Origin of the sequence: Mesorhizobium sp. M1182, assembly GCF_040318335.1 — a bacterium.
Taxonomy (GTDB): Bacteria; Pseudomonadota; Alphaproteobacteria; order Rhizobiales; family Rhizobiaceae; genus Mesorhizobium.
In genome coordinates, this window is record NZ_JAMYMD010000002.1 from 319229 (window position 1) to 342772 (window position 23544).

Here is a 23544-nt window from a genome sequence, read left to right on the forward strand (position 1 = left end):
GCCGGTTCGGAGGGGGAACGGACCAGACGGCGCAGTAAGGACAGGGCAGACATGGACGCAATCACCGTAGAGCGCAGAACCGCGTGGCGCGGCCTCGCCCTGACGGCAGCCCTGCTTTCCGGGATGGCGCTTGCCAGCTGCCAGAGTGTTCCGACCGGCGAGTTCAACAACATCGACAAGGCGCAAGGCTCGAGCGAGAACATCTCCTCGCTGTCGGCGGTGATCCAGCGCAACCCCCAGGATCCGGAAGCCTACAATGTGCGCGGCTCGGCCTATGGCCGCGGCGGCCAGTACCAGGCGGCGCTGAAGGACTTCAACACCGCCATCCAGCTCAATCCGAATTTTTACCAGGCCTATTCGAACCGTGCGCTCATCCAGCGCTTCCTCGGCGATCAGGCGAGCGCGCTCGCCGACTACAATCGCTCGATCCAGATCAATTCCAACTATGACGCCGCCTATATCGGCCGCGGCAATCTCTACCGCAGGGCGGGCCGGGTCCAGGAAGCCTTCAACGATTTCCAGAAAGCCATCCAGCTCGACACGACCGATGCGCGCGCCTATCACAATCGCGGCCTGATCTACCAGAGTCAGGGCCAGCACGCCTTTGCCATCGAGGATTTCTCGACCGCCATTTCGTTGGCGCCGGACGCCTCCGAGCCTTACAACGGGCGCGGCCTCTCCTACCTTGCCATGAACGACGAGGACAATGCCTTCGCCGACTTCAACATGGCGATCAAGCTCGACGGCAAGAATGCTGAGGCCTGGTCCAACCAGGCGTTGATCTACGAGCGGCGCGGCGACAAGGTCAGGGCCGCGAAATCCTACCGCGAGGCCGTGCACCTCAATCCGACCTACCAGCCGGCCAAGGACGGCCTGGCCCGCACCAGTGCCGGCTGAGCGGCCGGTTAATCGGGCCTCCGTTTCCGCACTCCGACAACCCTGCGTTTAGCTTCGCCTTGCTGGCGCCAAGTTTTCGGCGGAACGCTCGGCGTGCTCAGCCGTTTGTACAAGGCAATTTCGAAAGGACCCTGCCATGATCAAGAAACTCGCTTGTGCCGCTGCTCTCGCCACGACCGTCGTTGCCGCTCCCGCCAGCGCCAGCAAACTCCAGCTCGGCGTGCTCGACTGCACCATCGACGGCGGCACGGCCTATCTCGTCACTTCCAACAAGGGTGTTTCCTGTATCTTTCGTCCGCATCGTGGCGGCCCCTCTGAAGTCTATACCGGTGTGATTTCCAAGCTCGGCGTCGATGTCGGCCGGACGCATCAGGGCCAGCTGGTATGGGCGGTTCTGGCGGCGACCCGCAACCACGATGAAGGCGACCTTGCCGGCAGCTACTATGGCGTGAACGCCGAGGCCAGCGTGGTCACCGGTGGCGGCGCCAATCTCCTGGTCGGCGGCCTCGACAGCGCCTTTTCGCTGCAGCCGCTCAGTGTCCAGGCACAGACCGGCGTCAACCTGGCGGTCGCCGTCACCTCGCTCGACCTGATCCACTCGTTCAAATAACGGCGCAGCATGGCTCCCGAGCGGCGGGGAGCGTAGGTGTCGGCCTGCGAATAGCTGCCGAAGGCTCATAGATTCCGGCAGGCCCACTCCGCAGAGGACGGGCCGCCCTGATGTTCAAAGTTGGGGCGCTCGAAGATCACGGCATGGCAACTGTGTTCATGCCGTTACCGTGACCGAAGATTGCGGCGATCCAATATTGCTTGTCTTCGGTCTGACCAGAATCTCAACGCCTCGTGATCGTCCCCCATCGCACAATTTTGAAATCCGCCACGTCAACGGCGATCAAGACCGCTTGATCTCAACTACGGTTGAGGTTCTAGAAGTCCTCCCATACTGCGGCATGTACTCATTTGGACGTGAAGAACGCTCCAATACTTCAGACCAGCGTCTGAGAAAGCCTGGGGGACCGGATGACCAAGACAAGCACAAACAGGGTCGACTGGCGCGCGCTGTGGGCGAGCGGCGACCTGGCGCGCTTCTGCTTCATCAGCCTCGGCATCCTGCTGCACGCCACCAACGAAACCATGGTGGCAACGGTCATGCCGGCCATGGTCGGCGAACTCGCCGGCGTGCAACTGGTCGGCTGGTCGCTGGCGATCTACGAGCTCGGCGCCATCGTTGCCGGTGCGGCCGCCGGACGGCTGGTGAGCTATGTCGCGCTGCGCACCAACATGATGGTCGCCGCAATGCTCTATGCCGCCGGCGCGCTGGTCTGCGCCACCGCGCCTTCGATGCCGCTGTTCCTCTGCGGCCGCCTGATCGAAGGGCTCGGTGGCGGCGCGCTGGTGTCGCTCGCCTTCGTCTCGGTCGAGCGGCTGTTTGCCCGCGCGATCTGGCCGCAGCTTTTCGGCGTCATGTCGGCGATCTGGGGCGTCGCCGCCTTCAGCGGCCCCGTGCTCGGCGCGGTCATGACCGAATTCTCGTCCTGGCGCTGGGCCTTCGGCGTCTTTACCCTCGGAGGCACGGCCATGGCGCTGGCAAGCTTCATCGTGCTCGACACACCGGAAGCAACAAGGCCGCAGGCGACGGGCGGCTCGGCGCCGCCCTTTCCCTTTGCGGCACTTGGCTGCCTCGCCGTCAGCGTCGTGCTGATTGCCACCGCCGGCGTCGACATCGCCCTGCTGCGCTCGTCGCTGCTGCTCACCCTCGGCCTGGTCGGCCTGGCGCTGTTTATCTACATCGACGCACTGAAGCCGCGCTCGCGCCTGTTCCCGTCGCGGCTGTTCTCATGGCGCTCGCCGGTTGGCGCGGGCATGACCATGGTCGCCGCGTTCTCGGTGGCGACCTGCTCCTTTACCGTCTACGGTCCGCTGCTTCTGACCAGCCTGCACGGCATTCCGATCCTGACCACCGGCTACATCATCGCCGCCGAATCGATCGCCTGGTCGATCCTGTCGATCCTCGTCGCCAATGCGCCGCCGGAACGCGAGCGGCTGATCATCGTCGGCGGGGCGCTGATGATCGCCACGGGCGTCGCCGGTTTCGCCTATACGGTGCCGGCCGGCTCTATCCCGTTGATCCTGCTTTGTGCCTTGCTGCAAGGCGGCGGTTTCGGCATCGCCTGGCCGTTCGTCACGCGTGTCATCGTGGCATCGGCCAAGGAAGGCGAGCAGACGATCGCCTCGGCCGCTGTGCCGACCATGCAGCGCATCGGTTATGCCGTGGGTGCGGCACTGACCGGCATCGTCGCCAACGCCAGCGGCTTTTCCGAAGGCCTGAACCGTGAGGCCGCGGCAAGTGTCGCCGCCTGGCTGTTCCTGGCGTTTATCCCGCTCGGAATCCTGGGATGCCTTGCCGCCTTGCGGATTTCGGGGGCGACCGACACGAAGCCGGCGAAGCTGTCAATCTCCGTGGGGGAGATTGACTAGACAACGACCGTCTTCATCCGGTCGGCGATCAGCGCCGCGAGCCGCGTCGCCACCTCGTCCTTGCTCATCTCCGGCCATTCCTCGACGCCGGCCTTCGAGACGATCCGCACCTTGTTGCGGTCGCCGCCCATCACGCCCGGGGAACCATCTTCATGCGAGACATCATTGGCAACGATAAGATCGGCGCCCTTTTTTGCAAGCTTGGCCTGGGCATTCCTGACCAGGTCCTGCGTCTCGGCGGCGAAACCGACCACCAGCATCGGCCGCTTTTTGTGATGCCCGACACCGGCGAGAATATCGGGATTTTCCACCATCTGCAGCGCCGGTGGCCCCTCGCCCGCCACCTTCTTGATCTTTTCCCCGGCCGAACTTTGAGTGCGCCAGTCGGCGACAGCCGCGACGAACACTGCCGCGTCGGCCGGCAGCAGCTGCTCGACGGCGTCCTTCATCTCGACGGCCGTTTCGACGTGCAGCGTGGCGACGCCGGCCGGATCGGCAATGCCGACCGGGCCGGAGACGAGACGCACGTCGGCACCGAGCCTGGCCAGCGCCGCCGCAATGGCGTGGCCCTGCTTGCCCGACGACCGGTTGGCGATGTAGCGGACCGGGTCGATCGGTTCATGCGTCGGCCCGGAGGTGACAATGATCTTCCTGCCCGCCAGCGGCTTTGGCCGGCTGTCGAGCAGCGCCTCGATCGCGGCGACGATCTCCAGCGGCTCGGCCATGCGGCCCTCGCCCACCTCGTTGCTTTCGGCCATCTCGCCCTTCGCCGGGCCGACGAATGCGACGCCGTCCTTGCTCAGCGTCGCGCGGTTGCGGCGGGCCGCCGGATGCGCCCACATTTTCGGGTTCATCGCCGGCGCCATCAAAACTCGCTTGTCGGTGGCGATGAGCACGGTCGAGGCAAGGTCGTTGGCATGGCCATTGGCGAGCTTTGCCATCAGGTCGGCGGTGGCCGGCGCCACGACCAAAAGGTCGGCCTCGCGCGACAGCCTGATATGGCCGATGTCGTGCTCGTCCTGCCGGTCGAACAATTCGGTGAAAACATGGTCGGCCGACAGCGCCCCGGCCGACAGCGTAGTGACGAACTCCTGCGCCGCCGCGGTCATCACCACCCGCACTGCCGCGCCGCGCTCGCGCAGCCGGCGGATCAGGTCGAGCGCCTTGTAGGCGGCGATGCCGCCGCCGATGATCAGCAGGATGCGCTTGCCGGAGAGGATGCCTCGCGGGCTGGAGACGGCGACCACCGGCGCTGCTGGACTCTGCGAACTCGTCAGTTCGCGCAGTGTTTTCTCGATCTGGTCGATGCGACCGGCCGAACCGAACTGACCTTCGACCGCTGCGCGGATCATCACCCGCGCCTGGTCTTCCATCGACCGGCCATTCTCCGCCGCCAGTCGGCGCAGCAGGTCCTTGACCTCGTCATCAAGGTTGCGGATCGTGATGCTGGCCATCTGATTGCACCTTGCCCGGAATTGCTGAGTGCAATGATAGCAATGCAATCACTTTGCAACAAGCGCTAGAAAATACGCCAGGCGATATACACGAGCGTCAATGCGATCACCCACAGCGCCAGCCGGCCGGAGCGGGTGTAGCGCGCCTCGGCCTTGCCGATCGCGCGTGCGGTCCTTTCGTCGAAACGCAGGCCGTGTTCGGCCATCAGGTCGATCTCACGCGACAGCCGCTCGGTGCGGGCGGCGAGGTCCGGTGCCTGGCGGGCCAGCGCCAGCAGCGCGTTGGCACCGTCGCGCGCATCGGCCAGCAGGGCGCGCGGGCCGAGGTTGCGGGCAATCCAGCCGCTCACCACCGGCTCCGACGTCTTCCACATGTTGAAGGCCGGGTCGAGCGTGCGGGCGACGCCTTCGACGACGACCATGGTCTTCTGCAGCAGCACCAGCTCGGACCGCGTCGCCATGTCGAAGAGGTCGGTCACTTCGAACAGCAGCGTCAGCAGCTTGGCCATCGAGATGGTCTCGGCAGGCTGGCCGTGGATCGGTTCGCCGATCGCCCGGATCGCCTGGGCGAAGGCCGCGACATTGTGCTGGCGCGGCACATAGCCAGCCTCGAAATGCACCTCGGCGACGCGCTGGTAATCGCGCGTGATGAAGCCGTAGAGAATTTCGGCGAGGAAGCGGCGCTCCTTTTTGCCGAGCCGGCCGGCAATGCCGAGATCGACGGCGACGATAGTGCCATTGGCTTCTATAAACAGGTTGCCCGGGTGCATGTCGGCGTGGAAGAAACCGTCACGCAGCGTATGGCGCAGAAACGACTGGACGAGGTTGGCGGCAATCGCCTTCAGGTCGTGGCCGGCGGCGGTCAGGCCGGCAATATCGTTCATCTTGATGCCGTCGACCCACTCCATGGTCAGCACGTCACGACCGGTGCGCTCCCAGTCGACCGACGGCACACGGAAGCCGGGATCGTCCTTGGTATTCTCGCCGAGCTCCGAAAAAGCCGCTGCCTCCAGCCTCAAATCCATTTCGATCTTGGTAGTCTGGGCCAGCGTCTCCGTCACCTCGACCGGCCGCAGCCGGCGCGACGACGGGATGTACTTTTCCTGCAGCCGGGCGGCGAGGAAATAGCTTTCGAGATCGCGAAAGAAGCGGTGGCGCACGCCCGGCCGGATGACCTTCACCGCCACTCGCCTAACGACGCCGTCCTGCAGCGTTTCGGCGGTATGGACCTGGGCGATCGAGGCGGCGGCGACGGCCTCGCCAAAACTGACATAGAGCTCGTCGACCCTGCGTCCGAGCGAGGCCTCTATCGCGGCGACAGCCTCGGCCTTGGGAAACGTCTGCATCTTGTCCTGCAGCATGGCAAGATCAAGCGCGATATCGTTGCCGACGACATCCGGCCGTGTCGCCAGGAACTGGCCGAGCTTGACGTAGGACGGGCCGAGCCGCACGACCGCCTTGGCCAGCCTGTCGCCGCGCTCATAGGCAAGCGCCCGACGGCGGGTGAACAGCCGGGCCATGCGCCAGCCGAATTTCGGCAAGCCGAAGAGCTCGTCACCGGGCAAAGCCGCGATGACACCCTCGCGCACAAGCACCCAGCCGGCCCGCACGAGCCTGAAACCAGCGCCGATGCTGCTCATGGCTGGCTTTGCCCTGCCGGTTTCCTGAACTGGCGCAAGGCACGTCGGAAAATGCGGGCCAGCCTCAAAGCTTCCAGCCCGAATGAAGCGCGGCGATGCCGCCGGAATAATTGCGGAATGAGGCGCGCTCGAAGCCTGCGCGCGAAATCATCGCCGCGAAATTCTGCTGATTGGGAAACTTGCGGATCGATTCGACCAGATAGGAATAGGGCTCGTCATCGCCGGTCACCACCTTGCCGATCCGCGGAATGGCGTTGAACGACCATGCTTCATAGACCTTGTCGAGCAGCGGCATCTCGACCTCGGAGAATTCAAGGCAGAGAAAGCGCCCGCCAGGCTTCAGCACGCGATAGGCTTCGGCAAGCGCCACATCGATGCGCGGCACGTTGCGGATGCCGAAAGCGATGGTGTAGGCGTCGAAAGTAGCGTCGGCAAAAGGCAGTTCCTCGGCGTTGGCTTCGACGAAATCGGTATTTGCCGACAGGCCTTTTTTCTCGGCCCGATCGCGGCCGACGGCGAGCATCGAGCCGTTGATATCGAGAACCGTTGCATGAGCGTGCCTGCCGCTCGCCTCGACGATGCGGAAGGCGACATCGCCGGTGCCGCCGGCAACGTCGAGAACGCTCCAGCCCGGCCGCTTCGGTGGATTGAGCCAGGCGACCATGGCGTCCTTCCACAATCGATGCAAGCCGGCCGACATCAGGTCGTTCATCAGGTCGTAGCGGTTCGCCACCTTGTGGAAAACATCATTGACCAGGGACTGCTTGTCGCCTGGCCCTACCCGCTTGAAACCATAGGAGGTTTCCATGCCGCCCGCAGCAGTGGTTCTTTCAACCGACATCGTTTTGATCCGCCATAAAATCGGCGGGACCATAGCCGATCGATGGTGCGGGCGCTATTGTTTAAGGCGCGGTGTTCGGCCGCGCTTCGAAGCAGGTTCCGGAAAAGTGTCACACGGTTTTTCGACAGGAACTTGCGTCATAAGAAAAAGCCTGACGGGATAATTGAATGCCTTTGAAAGCAGAACTGCACTGCCACATCGAAGGGGCAGCGGCGCCTGAACTCGTCCTCCGCCAGGCTGAGAAATACGGCAAGGATGCCTCGCCCTACATCCAGGACGGCTCCTTCGTCTGGCACGACTTCACCTCTTTCCTCGCCGCCTACGACTTCTCGTCGGACCTGTTCCGCACCGAAGAAGACTATGCGCGGCTGGCCGACCATTACCTGACCAGCCTCGCCCGCGACGGCGCCATCTATTCCGAGGTTTTCACCTCGCCCGACCATGCCAACAAGGCCGGGCTGTCGCCAAAGGCCTATACCGACGCGCTCGGCGAAGGCATGGCCCGCGCCAAGGCGAAGACCGGCATCGAAGGCCGCATGATCGTCACCGGCGTGCGCAATTTCGGTGTCGAATCGATCGAGCGGGCGGCGCGTTTCGCCGCGCGCTGCGGGCATCCGCTGGTGACCGGTTTCGGCGTCGCCGGCGACGAGCGGATAGGCGACCTGGAAGATTATGTCAGGGCCTTCGAGATCGCCCGCGAGGCCGGCCTCGGCATCACCGTCCATGCCGGCGAATTGATGGGCTGGGAGAGCGTCGAGGCGGCACTCGACCACATCCGCCCGTCTCGCATCGGCCATGGCGTGCGCGCCATCGAGAACCCCGAGCTTGTGCGGCGCATCGCCGACGAAGGCGTCGTGCTCGAATGCTGCCCTGGCTCCAACATCGCCCTGAAACTCTTCGACAGCTTCGCCGACCATCCCTTCCCCGCCTTGCGGGCAGCGGGCTGCAAGGTGACGCTCAACTCCGATGACCCGCCCTACTTCTGGACCTCGCTGAAACGCGAATACGACATCGCTGCCGAGCATTTTGCGATGGACGACAAGGCGCTCACCGCCGTCACCAGGACGGCCATCGAGGCAGCCTTCGTCGACAGGAAGACCAGGGCGGTGCTGCTGGGCAGGCTCGGCGCCAAGGGCAGGTGAATGGTGAATGGTTCACCCGGCGCTTCGGTTCGTCAGCCGCGAGTTTTTCCGCGCAACCAAGGACTCGCAAACCAGTTCACTATTCACTATTCACCATTCACCATTCACTTGCGCAGTTGGAGAACACCATGAAGGGCGTCACCGTCGTCGACCATCCGCTTGTCCAGCACAAGCTGACCATCATGCGCAAGAAGGAAACCTCGACGGCCGGCTTCCGGCGGCTGCTGCGCGAGATCTCGCTGCTGCTCGGCTACGAGGTCACCCGCAACCTGGAACTGACGACGACGACCATCGAGACGCCGATCGAGACGATGGAGGCGCCGACGCTGGAGGGCAAGAAACTGGTCTTCGCCTCGGTGCTGCGCGCCGGCAACGGCTTGCTCGAAGGCCTGCTCGATCTGGTGCCGGCGGCGCGTGTCGCCCATATCGGCCTCTATCGCGACCATGAGACGCTGGAAGCGGTCGAGTATTTCTTCAAGGCGCCAGGCGACCTCGCCGACCGGCTGGTGATCGTCGTCGATCCGATGCTGGCGACCGCCAATTCGGCGATCGCTGCGATCGACAAGCTGAAAGGCCGCGGTGCCACCAACATCCGCTTCCTCTGCCTGCTGGCGGCACCAGAGGGCCTCGAGCGGTTTACCCAGGCGCATCCCGATGTTCCGGTCTTCACCGCTTCCATCGACCGCCAACTCAACGAAAAGGGCTACATCATGCCGGGTCTCGGCGATGCCGGCGACCGCATGTACGGCACCAAATAGATCCGTTTACCGATTGTTTACGCAAACGGCTGGTTTCCGCACTCGTTAAAGCGGCAATCACCATGTCGGACTAAGGATCGGCAACCACAAAGGCCGGTCCATGCTGCGCAAGCTCCTCATCCTTGGCGTGTTTGCCGGAACGTCGGCATCGCTGCCGATCGTGTATCAGTCCAATTCACAGGTAATCGAGCGGCTGTTGAAATCCGCCATCGGAGCCAGGCCGGCCGACACACAAACCAACCTGAATCTCGCCGCCGTCCCGGACAGGCCGGCAACGCCGCAGCCGCTCGGCCGCAAGGTCGTCGTCACCGCGGACGCGCGCGGGCATTTCATGTCGGTCTTCAAGTTGAACGGTCGCCAGGTCGACGGCATGATCGACACCGGTGCGACGCTCGTCGCCATCAACACCTCGACCGCGCGCAGGATCGGCATCTCGCTCAATTCGACGGACTTCAGCCATCAGGTCAACACCGCCAATGGTGCGATCAAGGCCGCCGTGGTGACGATTGATCGCCTGCAGATCGGCAAGATCACCGTCGAGGGCGTCGAGGCCGTCGTGCTCGATGACAGGGCGCTGCACACCAACCTGATCGGCATGAGCTTTCTGCAGCGGCTCGAAAAATACCAGGTCGAAGGCGGCAAGCTGCTGCTGGTTCAGTAGAACGTGATCCCGAACCGCAGGTCCGCGCCAGCGAAAAGTTGGGGACCAGTCTTCGGACAAGATCGTGGTCCAAAGAAAGATAGAACCCATCCGATACCGTCGGAATGGCTCTACCCGCGGGGCAGGATCCGCCGGATGACGGTTTTCTCCGTGGCCGGTTTGGAAGTGCCGATGGTATAGGCCGAAAGCACGGCGGCCGCGGCCGCTTCGGCATCCCCGGCATTGCGGGCATGGACCAGCGCCAGCGCTTCGCCGGCCCGCACTTCAGCGCCGACCGGCAACAGCCTGGTGATGCCGACGGCGTGATCGATCCTGTCGTCGGGCCGCGTCCGCCCGCCGCCAAGCCCGACCACGGCAAGCCCGATCTCGCGGGTCGCGATGCCGGTGACAAAGCCGTTCGCGCTCGCCTTGACCGCGAATTCCGTTGCCGCTTTCGGCAGATATTTTTCCGGATTGTCGACAAAGTCGACGGGACCGCCCAGTGCCGCCACCATGCGCGCGAAGATGGAAGCGGCGCGGCCGCCGGCCAGCGTCTCGGCGGCGCGGCGCAGGCCGTCCTGGTTGGACGACACCAGGCCTGCCGATTGCAGCATCTCGGCGGCCAGCGCCAGCGTCACGTCCTCCAGCCGCCGGTCGCGAAAGCGGCCGGTGAGAAAATCGACTGCGTTGCGCACCTCGACCGCATTGCCGGCGGCGGACGCCAGCGGCTCGTTCATGCCGGTGACCAGCGCCGAGGCCTTAAGGCCGGCGCCATTGGCGACGTCGACCAGGCTGTTGGCCAGTGCGGTTGCGTCGCGCGATTTCTCCATGAAGGCGCCGTTGCCGACCTTGACGTCAAGCACCAGCGAATTGAGGCCGGCGGCCAGCTTCTTCGACAGGATCGAAGCAGTGATCAGCGGCACCGATTCCACCGTTCCCGTCACATCGCGGATGGCGTAGAGCCTGGCGTCGGCGGGTGCGAGATCGGCGGTCTGGCCGATGATGGCGCAGCCGGTTTCGAGCACCGTCTTGCGGAAGCGCGCAACATCCGGCTGGCTGATATAGCCGGGGATGGCATCCATCTTGTCCAGCGTGCCGCCGGTATGGCCCAGACCCCTGCCGGAAATCATCGGCACATAGGCGCCGCAGGCAGCGACGATCGGCGCCAGCATCAAGGAGACATTGTCGCCGACGCCGCCGGTCGAATGCTTGTCGGTGACCGGACCGGGCAGATCCGACCAGTCGAGCACATCGCCGGAATCGCGCATCGCCATAGTCAGCGCCACCGCCTCGTCGCGGCTCATGCCGTTGAAGAACACCGCCATGGCAAAGGCGCCGACCTGCGCGTCGGTGACTGTGCCGGCGGTCAGACCCTCGATGAAGAACGCTGTCTCCTCAGCCGAGAGCTTCTGGCCGTCGCGCTTGCGGCGGATGATTTCCTGGGGAAGCATCAGGCGTCGACCCTGTGCTCCGGAAGCCCGTCCTGAAAAACACGCTGCAGAATGGTCGCCAGCCGCGCGCCGCCGACCGGTGCCATGTCCTTGGTCTCCTGGTGCGACAGCTCGGCTCCGGTCATGCCGGCGGCAAGGTTGGTCACGACCGAACACGCGGCGACGCGCAGCCCGAGGAAGCGGGCGAGAATGACCTCCGGCACCGTCGACATGCCGACGGCGTTGGCGCCCATGACGCGCGCCATGCGGATCTCGGCGGGCGTCTCGAAGCATGGGCCGGAGAACCACATATAGACGCCCTTGTGCAGCTTGGTACCGGTGGCCTTCGCCGCCTGCTCGATGGCGGAGCGGAGACCGGCGTCATAGGCTTCGGTCAGGCCGACGAAACGGCGGTCGCTCGGTTCGCCGATCAGCGGGTTGGAGCCCGAGAAATTGATGTGATCGGTGATCAGCATCACCGAGCCCGGGCCCATCCCGGGATCGACCGAACCGGCGGCGTTGGTGAGGATCAGCCTGGAGATGCCGAGGCCGGCGAGCACCTCGAGTGCCGGCCGCATCGCCGCCGCGTTGCCGTGCTCGTAATAATGCGCCCGGCCGGACAGCATCAGCACCGGCGTGCCGGCAAAGAGCCCCGCCACCACCTCGCCGGCATGGCCGCTGACTCCGCTTCGGGGAAACCCCGGCAAGTCGGCGTAGGAGATTCGCACCGCATCCTCGACTTGGTCGACAAGCCCGCCAAGCCCTGACCCCAGCACCAAGGCGGTAGTCGGCGCCAGCCCGTCCAGCCTTTCGACGAGGTGATCGAGCGCTTCCTTCATTTCAGCACATCGCCTTCAAACCCGTATGGCAGCAACTCGCCCATGGTCACGGTCTCGACCACGCCGCTATCATCGCAGAGATAGAACTTCGTCTCCGGCCGGCAGAATTCCGCCAGCCGCTGCCGGCAGCCGCCGCAGGGCGAGCATTTTGCCACGCGTTCGGCGATCACGGCGATTTCCGTGATTTTGCCGCCGCCGCCCATGATGTAGTTGGCAAGTGCGGTGGTTTCGGCGCACCAGCCCTCCGGATAGGACGCGATCTCGACATTGGCGCCGGTGAAGACACGGCCGTCCTCGGTGCGCAACGCCGCGCCGACCGGAAATTTCGAATAGGGCGCATAGGCCTTGGCCATGGCGGCTTTCGCCGCTTCGAACAGATCATGAGCCATAATAGATCAGCGTTCCTTGACATAAGGCACGCCGCCGGCGCGCGGCGGGATTGCCTTGCCGATGAAGCCGGCAAGCAGGATGACGGTCAGCACATAGGGCAGCGCCTGCATGAATTGCACCGGCACCTTGCCGATCAGCGGCAGCGGCGTGCCTTGCAGGCGGATCGACGCGGCGTCGAGGAAGCCGAACAGCAGGCAGGCGAACATGGCGTTGACCGGTTTCCATTTGGCGAAGATCAGCGCGGCCAGCGCGATATAGCCCTTGCCGGCGGTCATGTCCTTCACGAAGCCGCCATTCTGCACCATCGACAGATAGGCTCCGGCAATGCCGGTGAGCACGCCGGTGCAGATCAGCGCCCGATAGCGCAGCCAGGCGACTGATATGCCGGCGGTGTCGACCGCGGCCGGGTTCTCGCCGACGGCGCGCAGGCGCAAGCCGAAGCGGGTGCGAAACAGCACCCACCAGGTGAACGGCACGGCCAGGAAGGCGAGATAGACCAGCACGGAATGGCCGGAGATGAGTTCCGAATAGATCGGCCCGAGAATCGGAACGCTCCTGAGCGCCTCTGCGCCCGGCCAGATGATTGCCTCGAAGCGCTCGCCGGCGGCCAGCGCCGGCGTGCGCCCGCCTTGCTGGAACCAGGCCTGGCCGAGCATGATCGTCGATCCGGCGGCAATGAAATTGATCGCGACGCCGGAAACGATCTGGTTGCCGCGATGGGTGATCGAGGCAAAGCCGTGGATCAGCGCGAAGGCAACCGAGATGAGGATGGCCATGCCGAGGCCGAGATAGGCCGAGTGGAAGACCGAGGCGGCGGCCGCACCGGCGAAGGCGCCGACAAGCATCTTGCCCTCGAGCCCGATGTCGAAGACGCCGGCCCGCTCCGAATAGAGGCCGGCGAGACAGGCGAGCAGCAAGGGCACAGACAGGCGGATGGTCGAGTCCAGGACCTGTACGATGGCGTTGAAGAAATCCATCTCAGGCGCCCTTCCCCTTGACCGCTTCCATGCCGACCGATTTCGGGCTGAGCGAGGCGAACAACGCCTGGACGTAGGGCCGGAACATATGCTCGAGCGCGCCGGCGAACAGGATCACGAGGCCCTGGATGATGACGATCATGTCGCGGCTGATCACCGGCATCTCGAAGGCGAGCTCGGCGCCGCCCTGGTAGAGCATGCCGAACAGGATCGCCGCCAGCACGATGCCGACCGGGTGCAGGCGTCCCATCAGTGCCACCGCGATGCCGACGAAACCGGCGCCCGAAACGAATTCGAGCGCGACATTGTGCTGGTCGCCCATCGTCGGGTTGAGCGCCATCATGCCGGCCAGCGCGCCCGAGATCATCATCGCAATGATGATGATGCGGATCTCCGAAATGCCGGCATAACGCGCCGCTTTCGGGCTGTGGCCATAGGTGCGCATCTCGTAGCCGAGCTTCGTGCGCCAGATCAGCACCCACACCAGAAAGGCCATGGCTAGCGCCAGCAGGGAACTGACGTTGAATGGCGCCGAACGGATTTTGGCGCCGAACAATTCGATGACCCAGTTGAGCTTCGGCAATTGCGCGCCTTCGAGGAAGGTGCGCGTCTGCGGCGCCATCGAGCCGGGCGGCTTCAGCATCCCCACCAGCGCATAGACCATGACGCTGGCGGCGATGAAATTGAACATGATGGTGGTGATGACGATGTGCGAGCCGCGCTTGGCCTGCAGATAGGCCGGGATCAGCGCCCACAGCCCGCCCATCGCCGCGGCGGCGATAATGGCGATCGGGAAGGTCAGCCACCAGGGCAGCACGCTGTCGAAGGCCAGGCAAACAATGCCGATGCCGAGACCGGCGATATAGCCCTGGCCCTCGCCGCCGATGTTGAACAGGCCGCAATGCGCCGCAACCGCCACCGAAAGCCCACTGAAGATGAAGGTGGTGGCATAGAAAAGCGTGAACGCGATGCCTTGGCCGCGGCCGAAGGCACCCTCGACCAGGATGACGGCTGCACGCAGCGGGTTCTCGCCGACCAATATGACGACGAAGCCGGCGACGACGAATGCGACGAACAGATTGATCAGCGGGATCAGCACGTAATCGGCCCAGGCCGGCAGCTTGGCATAGGGGGTGCTCACTCGGCGGCCTCCCGGTGCTCGACGCCGGCCATCAGCAGGCCGAGCTCGCCCTCGGTCGCGTCGGGGCCGCGTTCGCCGACGATGCGGCCGGCAAACATCACCAGGATGCGGTCGGACAGCGAGCGGATCTCGTCGAGCTCGACCGAAACCACCAGCACCGCCTTGCCCTGGTCGCGCATGGCGATGAGGCGCTTGTGGATGAATTCGATGGCGCCGACATCGACGCCGCGTGTCGGCTGGCCGACGATCAACACGCCGGGATCTTGTTCCATTTCCCGCGCCAGCACGATCTTCTGCTGGTTGCCGCCGGAGAAATTGGCGGTCTTGAGGCGGCAGTCCGCCGGGCGGATGTCATATTTGACGATCTTGTCCCGGGCATCGTTACGGATGGCGTCGATGTCAAGGAACGGCCCCTTCAGATAGCGCGCGTCGTCCTGGTAGCCGAGGATCGAATTCTCGTTTTCCTCGAAGGCCAGCACGAGCCCGACATGATGGCGGTCCTCCGGCACATGGGCGAGGCCGCGCTCGCGCAGCTCGCCAGGGTCGGCGGCGCCGGTGAGGTCGATCGGCTTGCCGTCGAGCATGACCGAGCCCGAAACGGCATGCCTGATGCCGGAAATCGCCTCGAGCAATTCGGACTGCCCGTTGCCGGCGACGCCGGCAATGCCGACGATCTCGCCGGCATGGACGTCGAAGGAGACGTCGTCGACCATGGTGACGCCGCGGGAATCCTTGACCGTCAGGTTCTTGACCGCAAGCTTGACGCCGCCGGCCTTCGCCTCGCCCTTTTCGACGCGCAGCAGCACGCGCCGGCCGACCATCAGCTCGGCCAGCTCCTCGACCGTGGTCTTCCTGGTTTCGCGTGTCGCCACCATCGTGCCCTGGCGCATCACCGACACCGTGTCGGTGATCGCCATGATCTCGCGCAGCTTATGGGTGATCAGCACGATCGTCTTGCCCTGCTCCTTCAGCTGCCTGAGGATGCGGAACAGGTGGTCGGCCTCGGCCGGCGTCAGCACGCCTGTCGGCTCATCGAGGATCAGGATCTCGGCGCCGCGATAGAGCGCCTTGAGGATTTCGACGCGTTGCTGCAGGCCGACCGGCAACTCCTCGATGATGGCGTCGGGATCGACTTCGAGCCCGTATTCGCGCTCGAGCCGCTCCAGCTCGGAACGCGCCTTGGCAATGCTCTTCTTCAGCAGCGCATCGCTTTCGGCGCCGAGAATGACGTTTTCCAGCACCGAGAAATTGTCGACCAGCATGAAATGCTGATGCACCATGCCGATGCCGAGCGCGATCGCATCATTCGGTGTCTTGATCGATGCCGGCTGGCCGCCGACACGGATCTCGCCGGAATCGGCTTGGTAGAAACCATAGAGGATCGACATCAGCGTCGACTTGCCGGCGCCGTTTTCGCCGACGATGCCATGGATGGTGCCGCGCATAATCTCCAGATTGATGTCGCGGTTGGCGCGCACGGCGCCAAAGCTCTTGTCGATGCCGATCAGCTCGATTGCGGCTTGCGCCATGCAGCCTGTTCCCACTGTTATTTTTTTACCGCTTGGTCAAACGCCTAGCATGACGCCCAGTCTGTGCCAATTGGGTCCGTAGCAATTGGCCGGAGCAGGTTCACTCTCGACAAATCCCGCCATGCTTGTCAATTTCCAACGTGGCCGCAGCCTGCACAATCGCCTGATCGAGGATTTCAAATGACCATGCCCGAGGACCGGCTGACGACGCTGGAAATCCGCGCCGCCGAGCAGGAGAAGACCATCGAGGAACTGTCCGGCCAGATCGCCGAGCAGTGGAAGGTGATCGAGCGCATGCAGCGCAAGCTCGACGCGCTGGCCGAGCGCTTCCTGGCGCTGGAGGAACAGGCCGCGCCCGACGTGCCGGTGACCAAGCCGCCGCACTGGTGAGCGGGCCGACAAGACAAAACCGCCGGGCTTTCACCCGGCGGCTCGTCACTTCAGCAGTGCCAGTCGATCAATAACAGCAATCGATCAATACGGGCAGGCATTGTCCGACATGTAGTCGTGCACCTTGATGGTGCCGGCTATGATGTCGGCCTTGGCTTTTTCGACCGCCGCCTTCATCGCATCGTCGACAAGCGCCTTGTTGTTGTCGTCCATGGCGTAGTCGACCCCGCCTTCCTTGAGGCCGAGATCGTTGACGCCCGCCGTGAACTTGTCGTTCTTGGCATCCATGAAGGTGTTGTAGACGGCAACGTCGACGCGCTTGACCATCGAGGTCAGCACCTTGCCGGGCTGCAGGCCGTTCTGGTTGGAATCAACGCCGATGCCGAGCTTGCCGGCGTCGGCCGCTGCCTGCAGCACACCGACACCGGTGCCGCCTGCCGCTGCGTAGATTACGTCGGCGCCCTGGTCGATCTGCGTCTTGGCGATCTCGCCGCCCTTGGCCGGATCGTTCCAGGCTGCCGGCGTATCGCCGGTCATGTTCTGGATGACGTCGGTGGCCCCGGCCGCCTTGGCGCCGCCGACATAGCCGCAGCCGAACCTGCGGATCAGCGGAATATCCATGCCGCCGACGAAGCCGACCTTCTTGGTCTTGGAAGCCATCGCCGCCATCACGCCGACGAGGTACGAGCCTTCCTGCTCCTTATAGACCAGGGAGCGGACATTGGGCTTGTCGACGACCATGTCGATGATGGCGAATTTGGTCTCGGGGAACTCGGTGGCGATCTTGTCAAGCGCGTCAGCCCACGAGAAGCCCGCCATGACGATCGGGTTGCGGCCGTCCTCGGCGAAACGGCGCAGCGCCTGCTCGCGCTGGGTGGCGTTGCTGACCTCGAATTCCACATAGGGGATGCCGGTCTCGGTCTTGAACTTTTCAGCGCCGTGGAAGGACGCCTCGTTGAACGACTTGTCAAACTTGCCGCCGAGATCATAGAGGATCGCGGGTTGAATGTCCGCGGCGAAGGCCGGAAGAACCATTGCAGCTGCGGCCATGAGGCCGAGAACGATACGTTTCATGTGATCCACACCCCTGTCGGTTATTTGTCCATTATGCACCGCATGCCGGCCCGGTTCTCCGGCAGGCATACGGTGTCGGGCAGGAGTGTCTTCCTCCCGCTTCGGGTCAATCTGGCACGGCCCGAAACAAAATTCACGTGGAATTTTGACCCTTTGGAAAAGCATGGCGCCGCATCGCGGCGCCACAGCATATTCCTTGCGTCGGGGGCATAAAATCAGGCGGAGACGGCGGCCGGAATGGCGCAGGTGACGCCGGTTCCCTGCAGGCCGCAATAGCCGTAAGGGTTCTTCGCCAGATATTGCTGGTGGTCTTCCTCGGCGAAGTAGAATTCCGGCGCCGGCGCGATCTCGGTGGTGATCTTGCCGCGTCCGGCACCGCGCAGCGAAGCCTCGTAGGCATCGCGCGAGGCGAGCGCCGCCTGGTACTGCGCGTCGTTGAACGTATAGATCGCCGAACGGTAGGTGGTGCCGACATCATTGCCCTGGCGCATGCCTTGCGTCGGGTCGTGGCTTTCCCAGAACAGCTTCAAGAGCTCGGCATAGGACACGATCTTGGGATCGTAGATGACGAGCACGACTTCGGCATGGCCTGTCAGGCCCGTGCAGGTTTCCTGATAGGTCGGGTTGGGCGTGACGCCGCCGGCATAGCCGGCCGCCGTGACCCATACGCCCTCGACTTGCCAGAACAGGCGCTCGGCGCCCCAGAAGCAGCCCAGCCCGAACGTCGCCATTTCCATCCCTTCGGGATAAGGACCCTTGAGCGGCCTGTTCGAGACAAAGTGCTTCGATGCCGTCGGGATCGGCCGGTCGCGGCCGGGCAACGCCTCGGAGGGTTTCGGCAGGTTGAGCTTCTTGTTCAGCATGTCGCTAAGAAACATGTGTGGCTTCCTTTTCTTCTTGGTTGAGCCTTCCTGGTACGGGATCACCGGGTCAGGCTGGAAATGTCAGGTTGCGGCGAACCGCCCGCTGGGGCGCTGCCGCCTGTAACCGATGGCATAAAGAATGAACGCCAGCACCGCGAACACGGCAAAGCCGGGCTGGCTGAGCACCCAGGCGATGGCACCGTCCCACAGCAGCGGGTTGACCTTGTCGCGGACGAAGCTTTCGAAGGCGCTGCGCGTATCCGGCGAAACCGCGAGCCAGCTGGTGTTGAGCGGAGTCATCACCAGCGCCGAAGCCGCCACCGAGCGGGTCGCATCGAGCACGGCCATGATGACCGAAACCGAAAGCGCGATCATTGCGGCAAGACGGAAGATAAAGCGGAACATCCGGACCCTTCCTCCCCAGGAGTTTATCAGAATGTCGTGTGGACTGTTAAATAGGATCTGCGTGCTTTATCCGCAATCGCGACACGCGAAGTTGAACCTGCGGCAGCCGGGTTCGCCGGGACCGGTGGCGCGCCGGGGACGGCAAGCACACCTCGGCCGCTCCTTTCGATAGGCTCCCAACGGGTGCCCCGGCGACATGGGCTGAGCATCCGTATCCGGCAAAGCGAATAGGCTGCTGTTATGTCTTGGCATTCGGCACCGGATCGACTAGATGAGCCCCGCGTCTGTTGCTTTGACGGCTCAGGCGCGGGGAAAGGGTATCCGCTGGTTGACGGCGCCCACGGCCGGAATTCCGGCACCGGAATCCCAAAGGAGATGCATCTCCCCAACCGGCGCGGCGAAACCGGCCGCGTCGAAAATGCTAAAGAGACGGAGAGGTGGCCGAGTGGTTGAAGGCGCACGCCTGGAAAGTGTGTTTACGGGAAACCGTAACGCGGGTTCGAATCCCGCTCTCTCCGCCAGTTAAATCTCACCGGCTCGCCGAGTCTGAAGGGACACTGGACGGCGACTGCCGCTGCGATGCAGTATCTTGAGGCAGGCAGAGGGGGGCGCGAGCGGCTTTCATCTTCGCCGCACTCTTACCTCAGATCAGCCCACAACCGATCGGCCCGCGCTTCACCAGAAGCACGGGCTTAGTCGACACGGCACTGTCGCCGCCCCGTCTAGCGCGGGACCGCTTGTATTTCCGAGACTGAGCGCTCTGTTTCGGCGGAGAAAACCACGAAGGCAAAGATCAGCACGGCGGCAGCGACAATCATTGAGCCAGTGGCGACAATCGGCTCGAGCGCCGGATTTCCCTGCAGCATCAGGTAAAGCGCCGGCAGCATCACGACCAGGCCGAGATTGTAGACGCCGTAGTGGATCATCGCGCTCCTGCGGGCGGCCTTCGCCGGGTTCAGGGCATAGTAGCCGCCGAATATTGCACTGGTGACCCATCCCAGCAGGTTGATGTGCGCGTGAGCCGGAAACGCGCCGTGATCGCCTGAAATTGCCATCTGCAGGCCAGCTGCAATTCCCAGAATAAGAAAGACGATGGCTGTCTTGAAAAAGAGCTCCGAAACCTTAGGCATGTCATTCTCCCAAACCCGTTTTGCCGCCGCATCATGCTGTGGTTCCGGCGACCTTGCCAAGGGGACCGTCAGACCTGCATTTGTCGCCGGCCTGACAGCCCGTTGGCGGCCGGCCGCCGGGCCTGGCCGGTTGCGAGATCGGCCGGCAAAAAATATGCGCTCACGCTAATTTGATTGCAATATCACCCGCCAGGCTTCCATGTCGTTCTCACAAGGGAAGTGCCCTGCACGATGGTGGTGCCATACGCGCCAAAGGTCTGCCCGTCAGTGTTGCAGCAAGGCCTCGCCGAACTTCTCCCACAGCTGTGCGCAATCTGTTGCTCTGAGGCTGGGGGTTCCGACTGGGCCATATCTGATGACGGCGGCGTGAACATCATAGCCAACGATAGGTGCATTGGCGACAAAGTGGATAGCCTCGCCCAATCGGCGGGGGCCAATTGGCGCATCGGTTTTGTTGGTGATATCGAAGACACCACGAATATCCGCTTCCTGATTCCTGGCTGCCAACGCAGCCGCCATTACCCTTTCTTGCATCATCGAAATCTCTCCTATCGGTCTAAGTCTAAGAACCGCGGCTTGTGCCGGTCCGGCAGCTGACAACCGGCAAATCGAAGTGCCTTTTGCAGCATCTCGATTGGCTCTTGCTGCGAGCCACTCCGCCCGCTCCCGCGGCAAGCCGATAAGGCAACTGCCAGCGAAATCCGCAGGCACATCCACGGTCGCATCAAACACGGCCCACGTGCCAGTCGGCTCCTGAACGGGCAAAAACCTCATAACAGCGCCTGCTAATATACTATGCCGACTGTGAGGACGAGACTTTTTCCTGCATCAACTAAACGAATGAGAGCTGGTGTCGAAGTGCCGGGCGACGCTCGTCGAAAACAAATCGTCGGCGACATCGCCTGGATCGAAGGTGGGCCTGAGCAGCGATCCGGCCGCATTCGAGGTTCGCCGACAGGGACAAGCACAAGACGCAGCGCCGGCACGCCTCGTCAAATGTTACTTTCTGCCCTGCGGATAGATCGTCTCGCCGCGCTTCAGCATCTCCACGAACGCCGCGATCTTCTTCTTGCGTCCGGCTTCGGTTTTCATGTTGTGGATGCGGAAGGCGAGTGCGAAGCGGTTTTGGCCGCTGAGCTTTGCCAGCATCTCTTTCGCCGTGGGCTCGGCGTCTACTGCCGCCTGGAGGTCGTCGGGGATCTTCATCTCCTTGCCGCTCTTGTAGGCGCGCGCCCAGCGGCCGTCGGCCTTGGCCGCATCGACCTGCCTCAGCCCGTGCTCGGTCATCCGGCCCTCCTCGATCAGCCGGGCGACATTGTCGACATTGATCTGGCTCCAGGTGCTCTTCCTGCCGCGCGGGGTGTAGCGCTGCAGGTAGCTTTTGCCGTCCAAGGCCTTGCGCACTGCATCGATCCAGCCCCAGCACAACGCCGCGTCGATGGCTTGCTTCGGCGTGATCGACGGCAGTCCCGAATCGAGCTTATGGATCTTGATCCAGACTTCGTCCTCGCTGTCGTGATGCTCGCCAAGCCAGGCATGGAAGCTTTCGGCATCCCTGAACTCGCGCACCTTGGCGGGGTCGACCTTGACGGGCGCCATCAGCCGGTCCGCCCATGACGCGAGCGCGTAACGACGCCAAACCGCTTGCCGGCCGCGCGCGCGCTCACCTCAGCTCCGAGTTCGCAATCCGCAGGCCTGGTGATTCTCGCCGGCACGCATTCAGCCCGCACGATTGGGCGTTCCGAGGACATGGGATTTCGGCGGCAGCATGACGTTGTCGAATGTCTGCGTGAACATCGCCGCCGCAAAGAAAGCGACGGCGCGCAGGGTTTCGGTGCCGGTGTTGACGAGGTCGTGCCTGACCGGCGTCGGAAGTACCAGGACGCTGCCCGGCCCGACCGGGTGGGTGGTGCCGCCCTCAATGTGTAGCTCGCCGGTGCCGGCGATGATGTATTGCGTCTCTTCGGTGGCGTCGCTGTGCCAGCCGAGCCGCTTGCCGGGCTCGATCTCGTAGACAATGACCGAGGACTGGGTGGTGCCGTGCCCGCCGTAAACCGCGAAAGCGCCGGCCCATTTGACCGACGGATCGTCCTCTGCCCAAACCAGCGAACGTTCGAGCCTGTCGGATGCGACGACTGCTGTCATGGCTTCGTTCCTCTCAGCGAATTGCGAACACGAATCTAGATGATTTTTCTGGTCTGCGTCAGCAAAACTGGCTGCTGACCGTTCCCTCGTGCATTGCGCGTGACGATTTGTCGGGCCGCGATCCGACCTATTCTACTCTCGGGCCGGATCACTGAGCCGATACCCCAATGCAACCAAGCCTTTACCTTTTAGTCAGTTTTGAGTTGCCCCTGCGTTGCGTTCGTGGTCCGGTACAACCAGGGCGCTCAATGCGGCATTCGGCAACGGTCGCCTCACCGACCGTCAGGGCAACACACCGTCGAGCCAATACAGGAGATAGCAATGGGCATTTTCGACAGTATCAAAGGTGCGATTTTCGGAAACGCGGTTGCGGGCGAAGCGCCGCCGGCGCAACCGTCTCCCGCGCCTGCTTCGAGCACGGCCACCCAGCCGACGGCGCCTACCCGATCCGCCCCGGCTGCAACCCCGGCTCCGGCCGCGCCGGCCGCGCCGTCCTCTGCCCCTGACATCGCTGCCATTCTCGACAAGGCGGTGGCCGCGAGGGGGCAGAAACTCAACTGGAAGAATTCGATCGTCGACCTGATGAAGGCTCTGAATATCGACAGCAGCCTCGGCGCCCGCAAGGAGCTTGCCCACGAGCTGAACTACACCGGCGATATGAACGACACTGTAACGATGAATCTGTGGCTGCACGACGCACTGATGAAAAAGCTGGCCGAGAACGGCGGCAAGCTTCCGAGCGACCTGGCCGCCTAGAGTCACAAGACAAGCAATTCCAGGAAAACGTGTGAACGGTTTTCCGTCCGGAATTGCGTCAAACAAAAAAGACAGACCGGTTCTGCCCGCACCGTGGTTCTTGCTGCGCCGGCTTCGGCCGCAACCGAGCAGACCACACTGCCAAGCATCAGACTGCCCGTAAATAAAACTGAGACCGATCCCGGCCGCCGGGATTGGGTCCATGGCGAAGTCGCATGGCACAAAAGCGCTGCCCTCGCGCCCGGATTGCCTCCCGCAAAACCGACGATTTCGGTCGCTGCCCACGCGCTGGTAGGACCACCATTTTGCTGGCGAAACGCGACGTTCGGCGTATCATTCTCTCGGGAGAGGGTTGATGGTGGGAGGAAGCCAATGAACGTGGTGAAGCGGGTGACGGTCGCCGACTTGACAGCCCAAGAGCTTGTTTCATCTGCGCTTTCACGGTTCGGTGCCGGCGACACCATATCGACGAGGGCGATGCTGGACATCGTTCGCAGGACGGCTCCGGCCTGCGGCAACAGTGACGACGATCTGGTCGAGCTTATCGTCATGACGGCGGTTGGTAGGACCATGGGCGTCGTGTTCGACCATCGCTCCCATTAAAACAATCTGGAACGAACATCAG

At 63.5% G+C, this 23544-nt stretch carries 25 protein-coding genes and 1 tRNA gene; 10 read left to right on the forward strand and 16 right to left on the reverse strand.

What is annotated here, in order from left to right; all coding sequences use genetic code 11:
• Positions 1-51 precede the first annotated feature (51 nt).
• From NKH33_RS04070 to NKH33_RS04080, 3 genes are all read left to right on the forward strand, one after another.
• Positions 52-897: a tetratricopeptide repeat protein gene (locus NKH33_RS04070; protein WP_352469482.1), complete on the forward strand. Its 846-nt coding sequence runs from the start codon at positions 52-54 to the stop codon at positions 895-897.
• Positions 898-1033: 136 nt separating this feature from the next.
• Positions 1034-1507 (forward strand): DUF992 domain-containing protein, encoded by a 474-nt coding sequence (locus NKH33_RS04075; RefSeq protein WP_352918282.1) that lies wholly within the window; start codon positions 1034-1036, stop codon positions 1505-1507.
• A gap of 410 nt (positions 1508-1917) precedes the next feature.
• Positions 1918-3375: an MFS transporter gene (locus tag NKH33_RS04080; protein WP_352918284.1), complete on the forward strand. Its 1458-nt coding sequence runs from the start codon at positions 1918-1920 to the stop codon at positions 3373-3375.
• On the opposite strand, the gene coaBC is transcribed toward NKH33_RS04080, so the two are convergent.
• The 3 genes from coaBC to ubiE form a co-directional block, all read right to left on the reverse strand.
• The gene (gene coaBC / locus NKH33_RS04085) at positions 3372-4829 is read right to left on the reverse strand and encodes a bifunctional phosphopantothenoylcysteine decarboxylase/phosphopantothenate--cysteine ligase CoaBC (RefSeq protein ID WP_352767729.1); all 1458 of its coding nucleotides are present in this window, start codon (positions 4827-4829) and stop codon (positions 3372-3374) included. The two genes, NKH33_RS04080 and coaBC, sit on opposite strands and share 4 nt — an antisense overlap.
• A 65-nt stretch (positions 4830-4894) precedes the next feature.
• Complete coding sequence (gene ubiB, locus NKH33_RS04090) at positions 4895-6469, reverse strand: 2-polyprenylphenol 6-hydroxylase (protein ID WP_352918286.1); 1575 nt, start codon at positions 6467-6469, stop codon at positions 4895-4897.
• 64 nt (positions 6470-6533) lie between these two features.
• Positions 6534-7310: a bifunctional demethylmenaquinone methyltransferase/2-methoxy-6-polyprenyl-1,4-benzoquinol methylase UbiE gene (ubiE, locus tag NKH33_RS04095; RefSeq protein ID WP_352469477.1), complete on the reverse strand. Its 777-nt coding sequence runs from the start codon at positions 7308-7310 to the stop codon at positions 6534-6536.
• 167 nt (positions 7311-7477) lie between these two features.
• Here ubiE and NKH33_RS04100 point away from each other — a divergent pair, with 167 nt between their 5' ends.
• The 3 genes from NKH33_RS04100 to NKH33_RS04110 all read left to right on the forward strand — a co-directional run bounded on the left by NKH33_RS04100 (position 7478) and on the right by NKH33_RS04110 (position 9871).
• On the forward strand, positions 7478-8452 hold the full coding sequence (locus NKH33_RS04100; protein ID WP_352918288.1) for an adenosine deaminase: 975 nt from the start codon (positions 7478-7480) through the stop codon (positions 8450-8452).
• 128 nt (positions 8453-8580) lie between these two features.
• Positions 8581-9210, forward strand: a complete 630-nt coding sequence (upp, locus tag NKH33_RS04105; protein WP_023675320.1) for a uracil phosphoribosyltransferase — start codon at positions 8581-8583, stop codon at positions 9208-9210.
• A 100-nt stretch (positions 9211-9310) separates the two neighbouring features.
• The gene (locus NKH33_RS04110) at positions 9311-9871 is read left to right on the forward strand and encodes a TIGR02281 family clan AA aspartic protease (RefSeq protein ID WP_352767076.1); all 561 of its coding nucleotides are present in this window, start codon (positions 9311-9313) and stop codon (positions 9869-9871) included.
• A 110-nt stretch (positions 9872-9981) separates the two neighbouring features.
• On the opposite strand, the gene deoA is transcribed toward NKH33_RS04110, so the two are convergent.
• The 6 genes from deoA to NKH33_RS04140 are packed head-to-tail and all read right to left on the reverse strand — an operon-like array spanning position 9982 to position 16156.
• A complete protein-coding gene (gene deoA, locus NKH33_RS04115; RefSeq protein WP_352918290.1) occupies positions 9982-11301 on the reverse strand; it encodes a thymidine phosphorylase in 1320 nt (439 codons plus the stop codon).
• The gene (locus tag NKH33_RS04120; RefSeq protein ID WP_352539395.1) at positions 11301-12119 is read right to left on the reverse strand and encodes a purine-nucleoside phosphorylase; all 819 of its coding nucleotides are present in this window, start codon (positions 12117-12119) and stop codon (positions 11301-11303) included. Before NKH33_RS04120 ends, deoA begins: the two co-directional genes overlap by 1 nt.
• Positions 12116-12508, reverse strand: a complete 393-nt coding sequence (gene cdd / locus NKH33_RS04125) for a cytidine deaminase (RefSeq protein ID WP_352488680.1) — start codon at positions 12506-12508, stop codon at positions 12116-12118. The genes NKH33_RS04120 and cdd overlap by 4 nt, the downstream gene beginning before the upstream one ends.
• A 6-nt stretch (positions 12509-12514) precedes the next feature.
• Positions 12515-13486 (reverse strand): ABC transporter permease, encoded by a 972-nt coding sequence (locus NKH33_RS04130; protein WP_352469471.1) that lies wholly within the window; start codon positions 13484-13486, stop codon positions 12515-12517.
• 1 nt (position 13487) lies between these two features.
• Positions 13488-14627 carry an ABC transporter permease gene (locus tag NKH33_RS04135; protein WP_352539396.1) on the reverse strand — a complete coding sequence of 380 codons (1140 nt, stop codon included), beginning with the start codon at positions 14625-14627 and terminating at the stop codon, positions 13488-13490.
• Positions 14624-16156, reverse strand: coding sequence for an ABC transporter ATP-binding protein (locus NKH33_RS04140; RefSeq protein WP_352682437.1), 1533 nt, complete (start codon positions 16154-16156; stop codon positions 14624-14626). Before NKH33_RS04140 ends, NKH33_RS04135 begins: the two co-directional genes overlap by 4 nt.
• A gap of 180 nt (positions 16157-16336) precedes the next feature.
• Between NKH33_RS04140 and NKH33_RS04145 the strand changes: the two genes are divergently transcribed.
• Positions 16337-16546, forward strand: coding sequence for a SlyX family protein (locus NKH33_RS04145; RefSeq protein WP_031211352.1), 210 nt, complete (start codon positions 16337-16339; stop codon positions 16544-16546).
• An 84-nt stretch (positions 16547-16630) separates the two neighbouring features.
• Here the strand turns inward: NKH33_RS04145 and NKH33_RS04150 are convergent, their stop codons facing one another.
• From NKH33_RS04150 to NKH33_RS04160, 3 genes are all read right to left on the reverse strand, one after another.
• A complete protein-coding gene (locus tag NKH33_RS04150) occupies positions 16631-17620 on the reverse strand; it encodes a BMP family lipoprotein (RefSeq protein ID WP_352918293.1) in 990 nt (329 codons plus the stop codon).
• A gap of 215 nt (positions 17621-17835) precedes the next feature.
• Complete coding sequence (gene msrA / locus NKH33_RS04155; RefSeq protein ID WP_352918295.1) at positions 17836-18498, reverse strand: peptide-methionine (S)-S-oxide reductase MsrA; 663 nt, start codon at positions 18496-18498, stop codon at positions 17836-17838.
• Positions 18499-18564: 66 nt separating this feature from the next.
• Positions 18565-18888: a hypothetical protein gene (locus NKH33_RS04160; protein WP_352469464.1), complete on the reverse strand. Its 324-nt coding sequence runs from the start codon at positions 18886-18888 to the stop codon at positions 18565-18567.
• A 431-nt stretch (positions 18889-19319) separates the two neighbouring features.
• Between NKH33_RS04160 and NKH33_RS04165 the strand changes: the two genes are divergently transcribed.
• Positions 19320-19409, forward strand: a tRNA-Ser gene (locus NKH33_RS04165).
• 201 nt (positions 19410-19610) lie between these two features.
• Here NKH33_RS04165 and NKH33_RS04170 read toward each other — a convergent pair.
• The 4 genes from NKH33_RS04170 to NKH33_RS04185 form a co-directional block, all read right to left on the reverse strand.
• Positions 19611-20018, reverse strand: coding sequence for a hypothetical protein (locus tag NKH33_RS04170; RefSeq protein ID WP_352677553.1), 408 nt, complete (start codon positions 20016-20018; stop codon positions 19611-19613).
• Positions 20019-20282: 264 nt separating this feature from the next.
• Positions 20283-20555, reverse strand: coding sequence for a hypothetical protein (locus NKH33_RS04175; RefSeq protein WP_352469463.1), 273 nt, complete (start codon positions 20553-20555; stop codon positions 20283-20285).
• Positions 20556-21017: 462 nt separating this feature from the next.
• On the reverse strand, positions 21018-21617 hold the full coding sequence (locus tag NKH33_RS04180) for a YdeI/OmpD-associated family protein (RefSeq protein WP_352918296.1): 600 nt from the start codon (positions 21615-21617) through the stop codon (positions 21018-21020).
• 120 nt (positions 21618-21737) lie between these two features.
• A complete protein-coding gene (locus NKH33_RS04185) occupies positions 21738-22163 on the reverse strand; it encodes a cupin domain-containing protein (RefSeq protein WP_352465923.1) in 426 nt (141 codons plus the stop codon).
• Between the two features lie 321 nt (positions 22164-22484).
• Here NKH33_RS04185 and NKH33_RS04190 point away from each other — a divergent pair, with 321 nt between their 5' ends.
• A complete protein-coding gene (locus NKH33_RS04190) occupies positions 22485-22919 on the forward strand; it encodes a DUF3597 domain-containing protein (protein WP_352539401.1) in 435 nt (144 codons plus the stop codon).
• 372 nt (positions 22920-23291) lie between these two features.
• Positions 23292-23522 carry a hypothetical protein gene (locus tag NKH33_RS04195; protein WP_352469460.1) on the forward strand — a complete coding sequence of 77 codons (231 nt, stop codon included), beginning with the start codon at positions 23292-23294 and terminating at the stop codon, positions 23520-23522.
• The last annotated feature ends 22 nt before the right edge of the window (positions 23523-23544 follow it).

What these genes read in the sequence shown, in the direction of transcription:
- NKH33_RS04150 (WP_352918293.1), bottom strand. Translation starts at nt 17,620, where the DNA reads ATGAAACGTATCGTTCTCGGCCTCATGGCCGCAGCTGCAATGGTTCTT.
- NKH33_RS04170 (WP_352677553.1), bottom strand. Translation starts at nt 20,018, where the DNA reads ATGCCTAAGGTTTCGGAGCTCTTTTTCAAGACAGCCATCGTCTTTCTT.
- NKH33_RS04075 (WP_352918282.1), top strand. Translation starts at nt 1,034, where the DNA reads ATGATCAAGAAACTCGCTTGTGCCGCTGCTCTCGCCACGACCGTCGTT.
- NKH33_RS04070 (WP_352469482.1), top strand. Translation starts at nt 52, where the DNA reads ATGGACGCAATCACCGTAGAGCGCAGAACCGCGTGGCGCGGCCTCGCC.
- upp (WP_023675320.1), top strand. Translation starts at nt 8,581, where the DNA reads ATGAAGGGCGTCACCGTCGTCGACCATCCGCTTGTCCAGCACAAGCTG.
- NKH33_RS04080 (WP_352918284.1), top strand. Translation starts at nt 1,918, where the DNA reads ATGACCAAGACAAGCACAAACAGGGTCGACTGGCGCGCGCTGTGGGCG.
- NKH33_RS04180 (WP_352918296.1), bottom strand. Translation starts at nt 21,617, where the DNA reads ATGGCGCCCGTCAAGGTCGACCCCGCCAAGGTGCGCGAGTTCAGGGAT.
- NKH33_RS04120 (WP_352539395.1), bottom strand. Translation starts at nt 12,119, where the DNA reads ATGAAGGAAGCGCTCGATCACCTCGTCGAAAGGCTGGACGGGCTGGCG.
- coaBC (WP_352767729.1), bottom strand. Translation starts at nt 4,829, where the DNA reads ATGGCCAGCATCACGATCCGCAACCTTGATGACGAGGTCAAGGACCTG.
- NKH33_RS04145 (WP_031211352.1), top strand. Translation starts at nt 16,337, where the DNA reads ATGACCATGCCCGAGGACCGGCTGACGACGCTGGAAATCCGCGCCGCC.
- msrA (WP_352918295.1), bottom strand. Translation starts at nt 18,498, where the DNA reads ATGTTTCTTAGCGACATGCTGAACAAGAAGCTCAACCTGCCGAAACCC.
- ubiB (WP_352918286.1), bottom strand. Translation starts at nt 6,469, where the DNA reads ATGAGCAGCATCGGCGCTGGTTTCAGGCTCGTGCGGGCCGGCTGGGTG.
- NKH33_RS04195 (WP_352469460.1), top strand. Translation starts at nt 23,292, where the DNA reads ATGAACGTGGTGAAGCGGGTGACGGTCGCCGACTTGACAGCCCAAGAG.
- NKH33_RS04160 (WP_352469464.1), bottom strand. Translation starts at nt 18,888, where the DNA reads ATGTTCCGCTTTATCTTCCGTCTTGCCGCAATGATCGCGCTTTCGGTT.
- deoA (WP_352918290.1), bottom strand. Translation starts at nt 11,301, where the DNA reads ATGCTTCCCCAGGAAATCATCCGCCGCAAGCGCGACGGCCAGAAGCTC.
- ubiE (WP_352469477.1), bottom strand. Translation starts at nt 7,310, where the DNA reads ATGTCGGTTGAAAGAACCACTGCTGCGGGCGGCATGGAAACCTCCTAT.
- NKH33_RS04140 (WP_352682437.1), bottom strand. Translation starts at nt 16,156, where the DNA reads ATGGCGCAAGCCGCAATCGAGCTGATCGGCATCGACAAGAGCTTTGGC.
- NKH33_RS04185 (WP_352465923.1), bottom strand. Translation starts at nt 22,163, where the DNA reads ATGACAGCAGTCGTCGCATCCGACAGGCTCGAACGTTCGCTGGTTTGG.
- NKH33_RS04130 (WP_352469471.1), bottom strand. Translation starts at nt 13,486, where the DNA reads ATGGATTTCTTCAACGCCATCGTACAGGTCCTGGACTCGACCATCCGC.
- NKH33_RS04190 (WP_352539401.1), top strand. Translation starts at nt 22,485, where the DNA reads ATGGGCATTTTCGACAGTATCAAAGGTGCGATTTTCGGAAACGCGGTT.
- NKH33_RS04110 (WP_352767076.1), top strand. Translation starts at nt 9,311, where the DNA reads ATGCTGCGCAAGCTCCTCATCCTTGGCGTGTTTGCCGGAACGTCGGCA.
- NKH33_RS04175 (WP_352469463.1), bottom strand. Translation starts at nt 20,555, where the DNA reads ATGATGCAAGAAAGGGTAATGGCGGCTGCGTTGGCAGCCAGGAATCAG.
- cdd (WP_352488680.1), bottom strand. Translation starts at nt 12,508, where the DNA reads ATGGCTCATGATCTGTTCGAAGCGGCGAAAGCCGCCATGGCCAAGGCC.
- NKH33_RS04100 (WP_352918288.1), top strand. Translation starts at nt 7,478, where the DNA reads ATGCCTTTGAAAGCAGAACTGCACTGCCACATCGAAGGGGCAGCGGCG.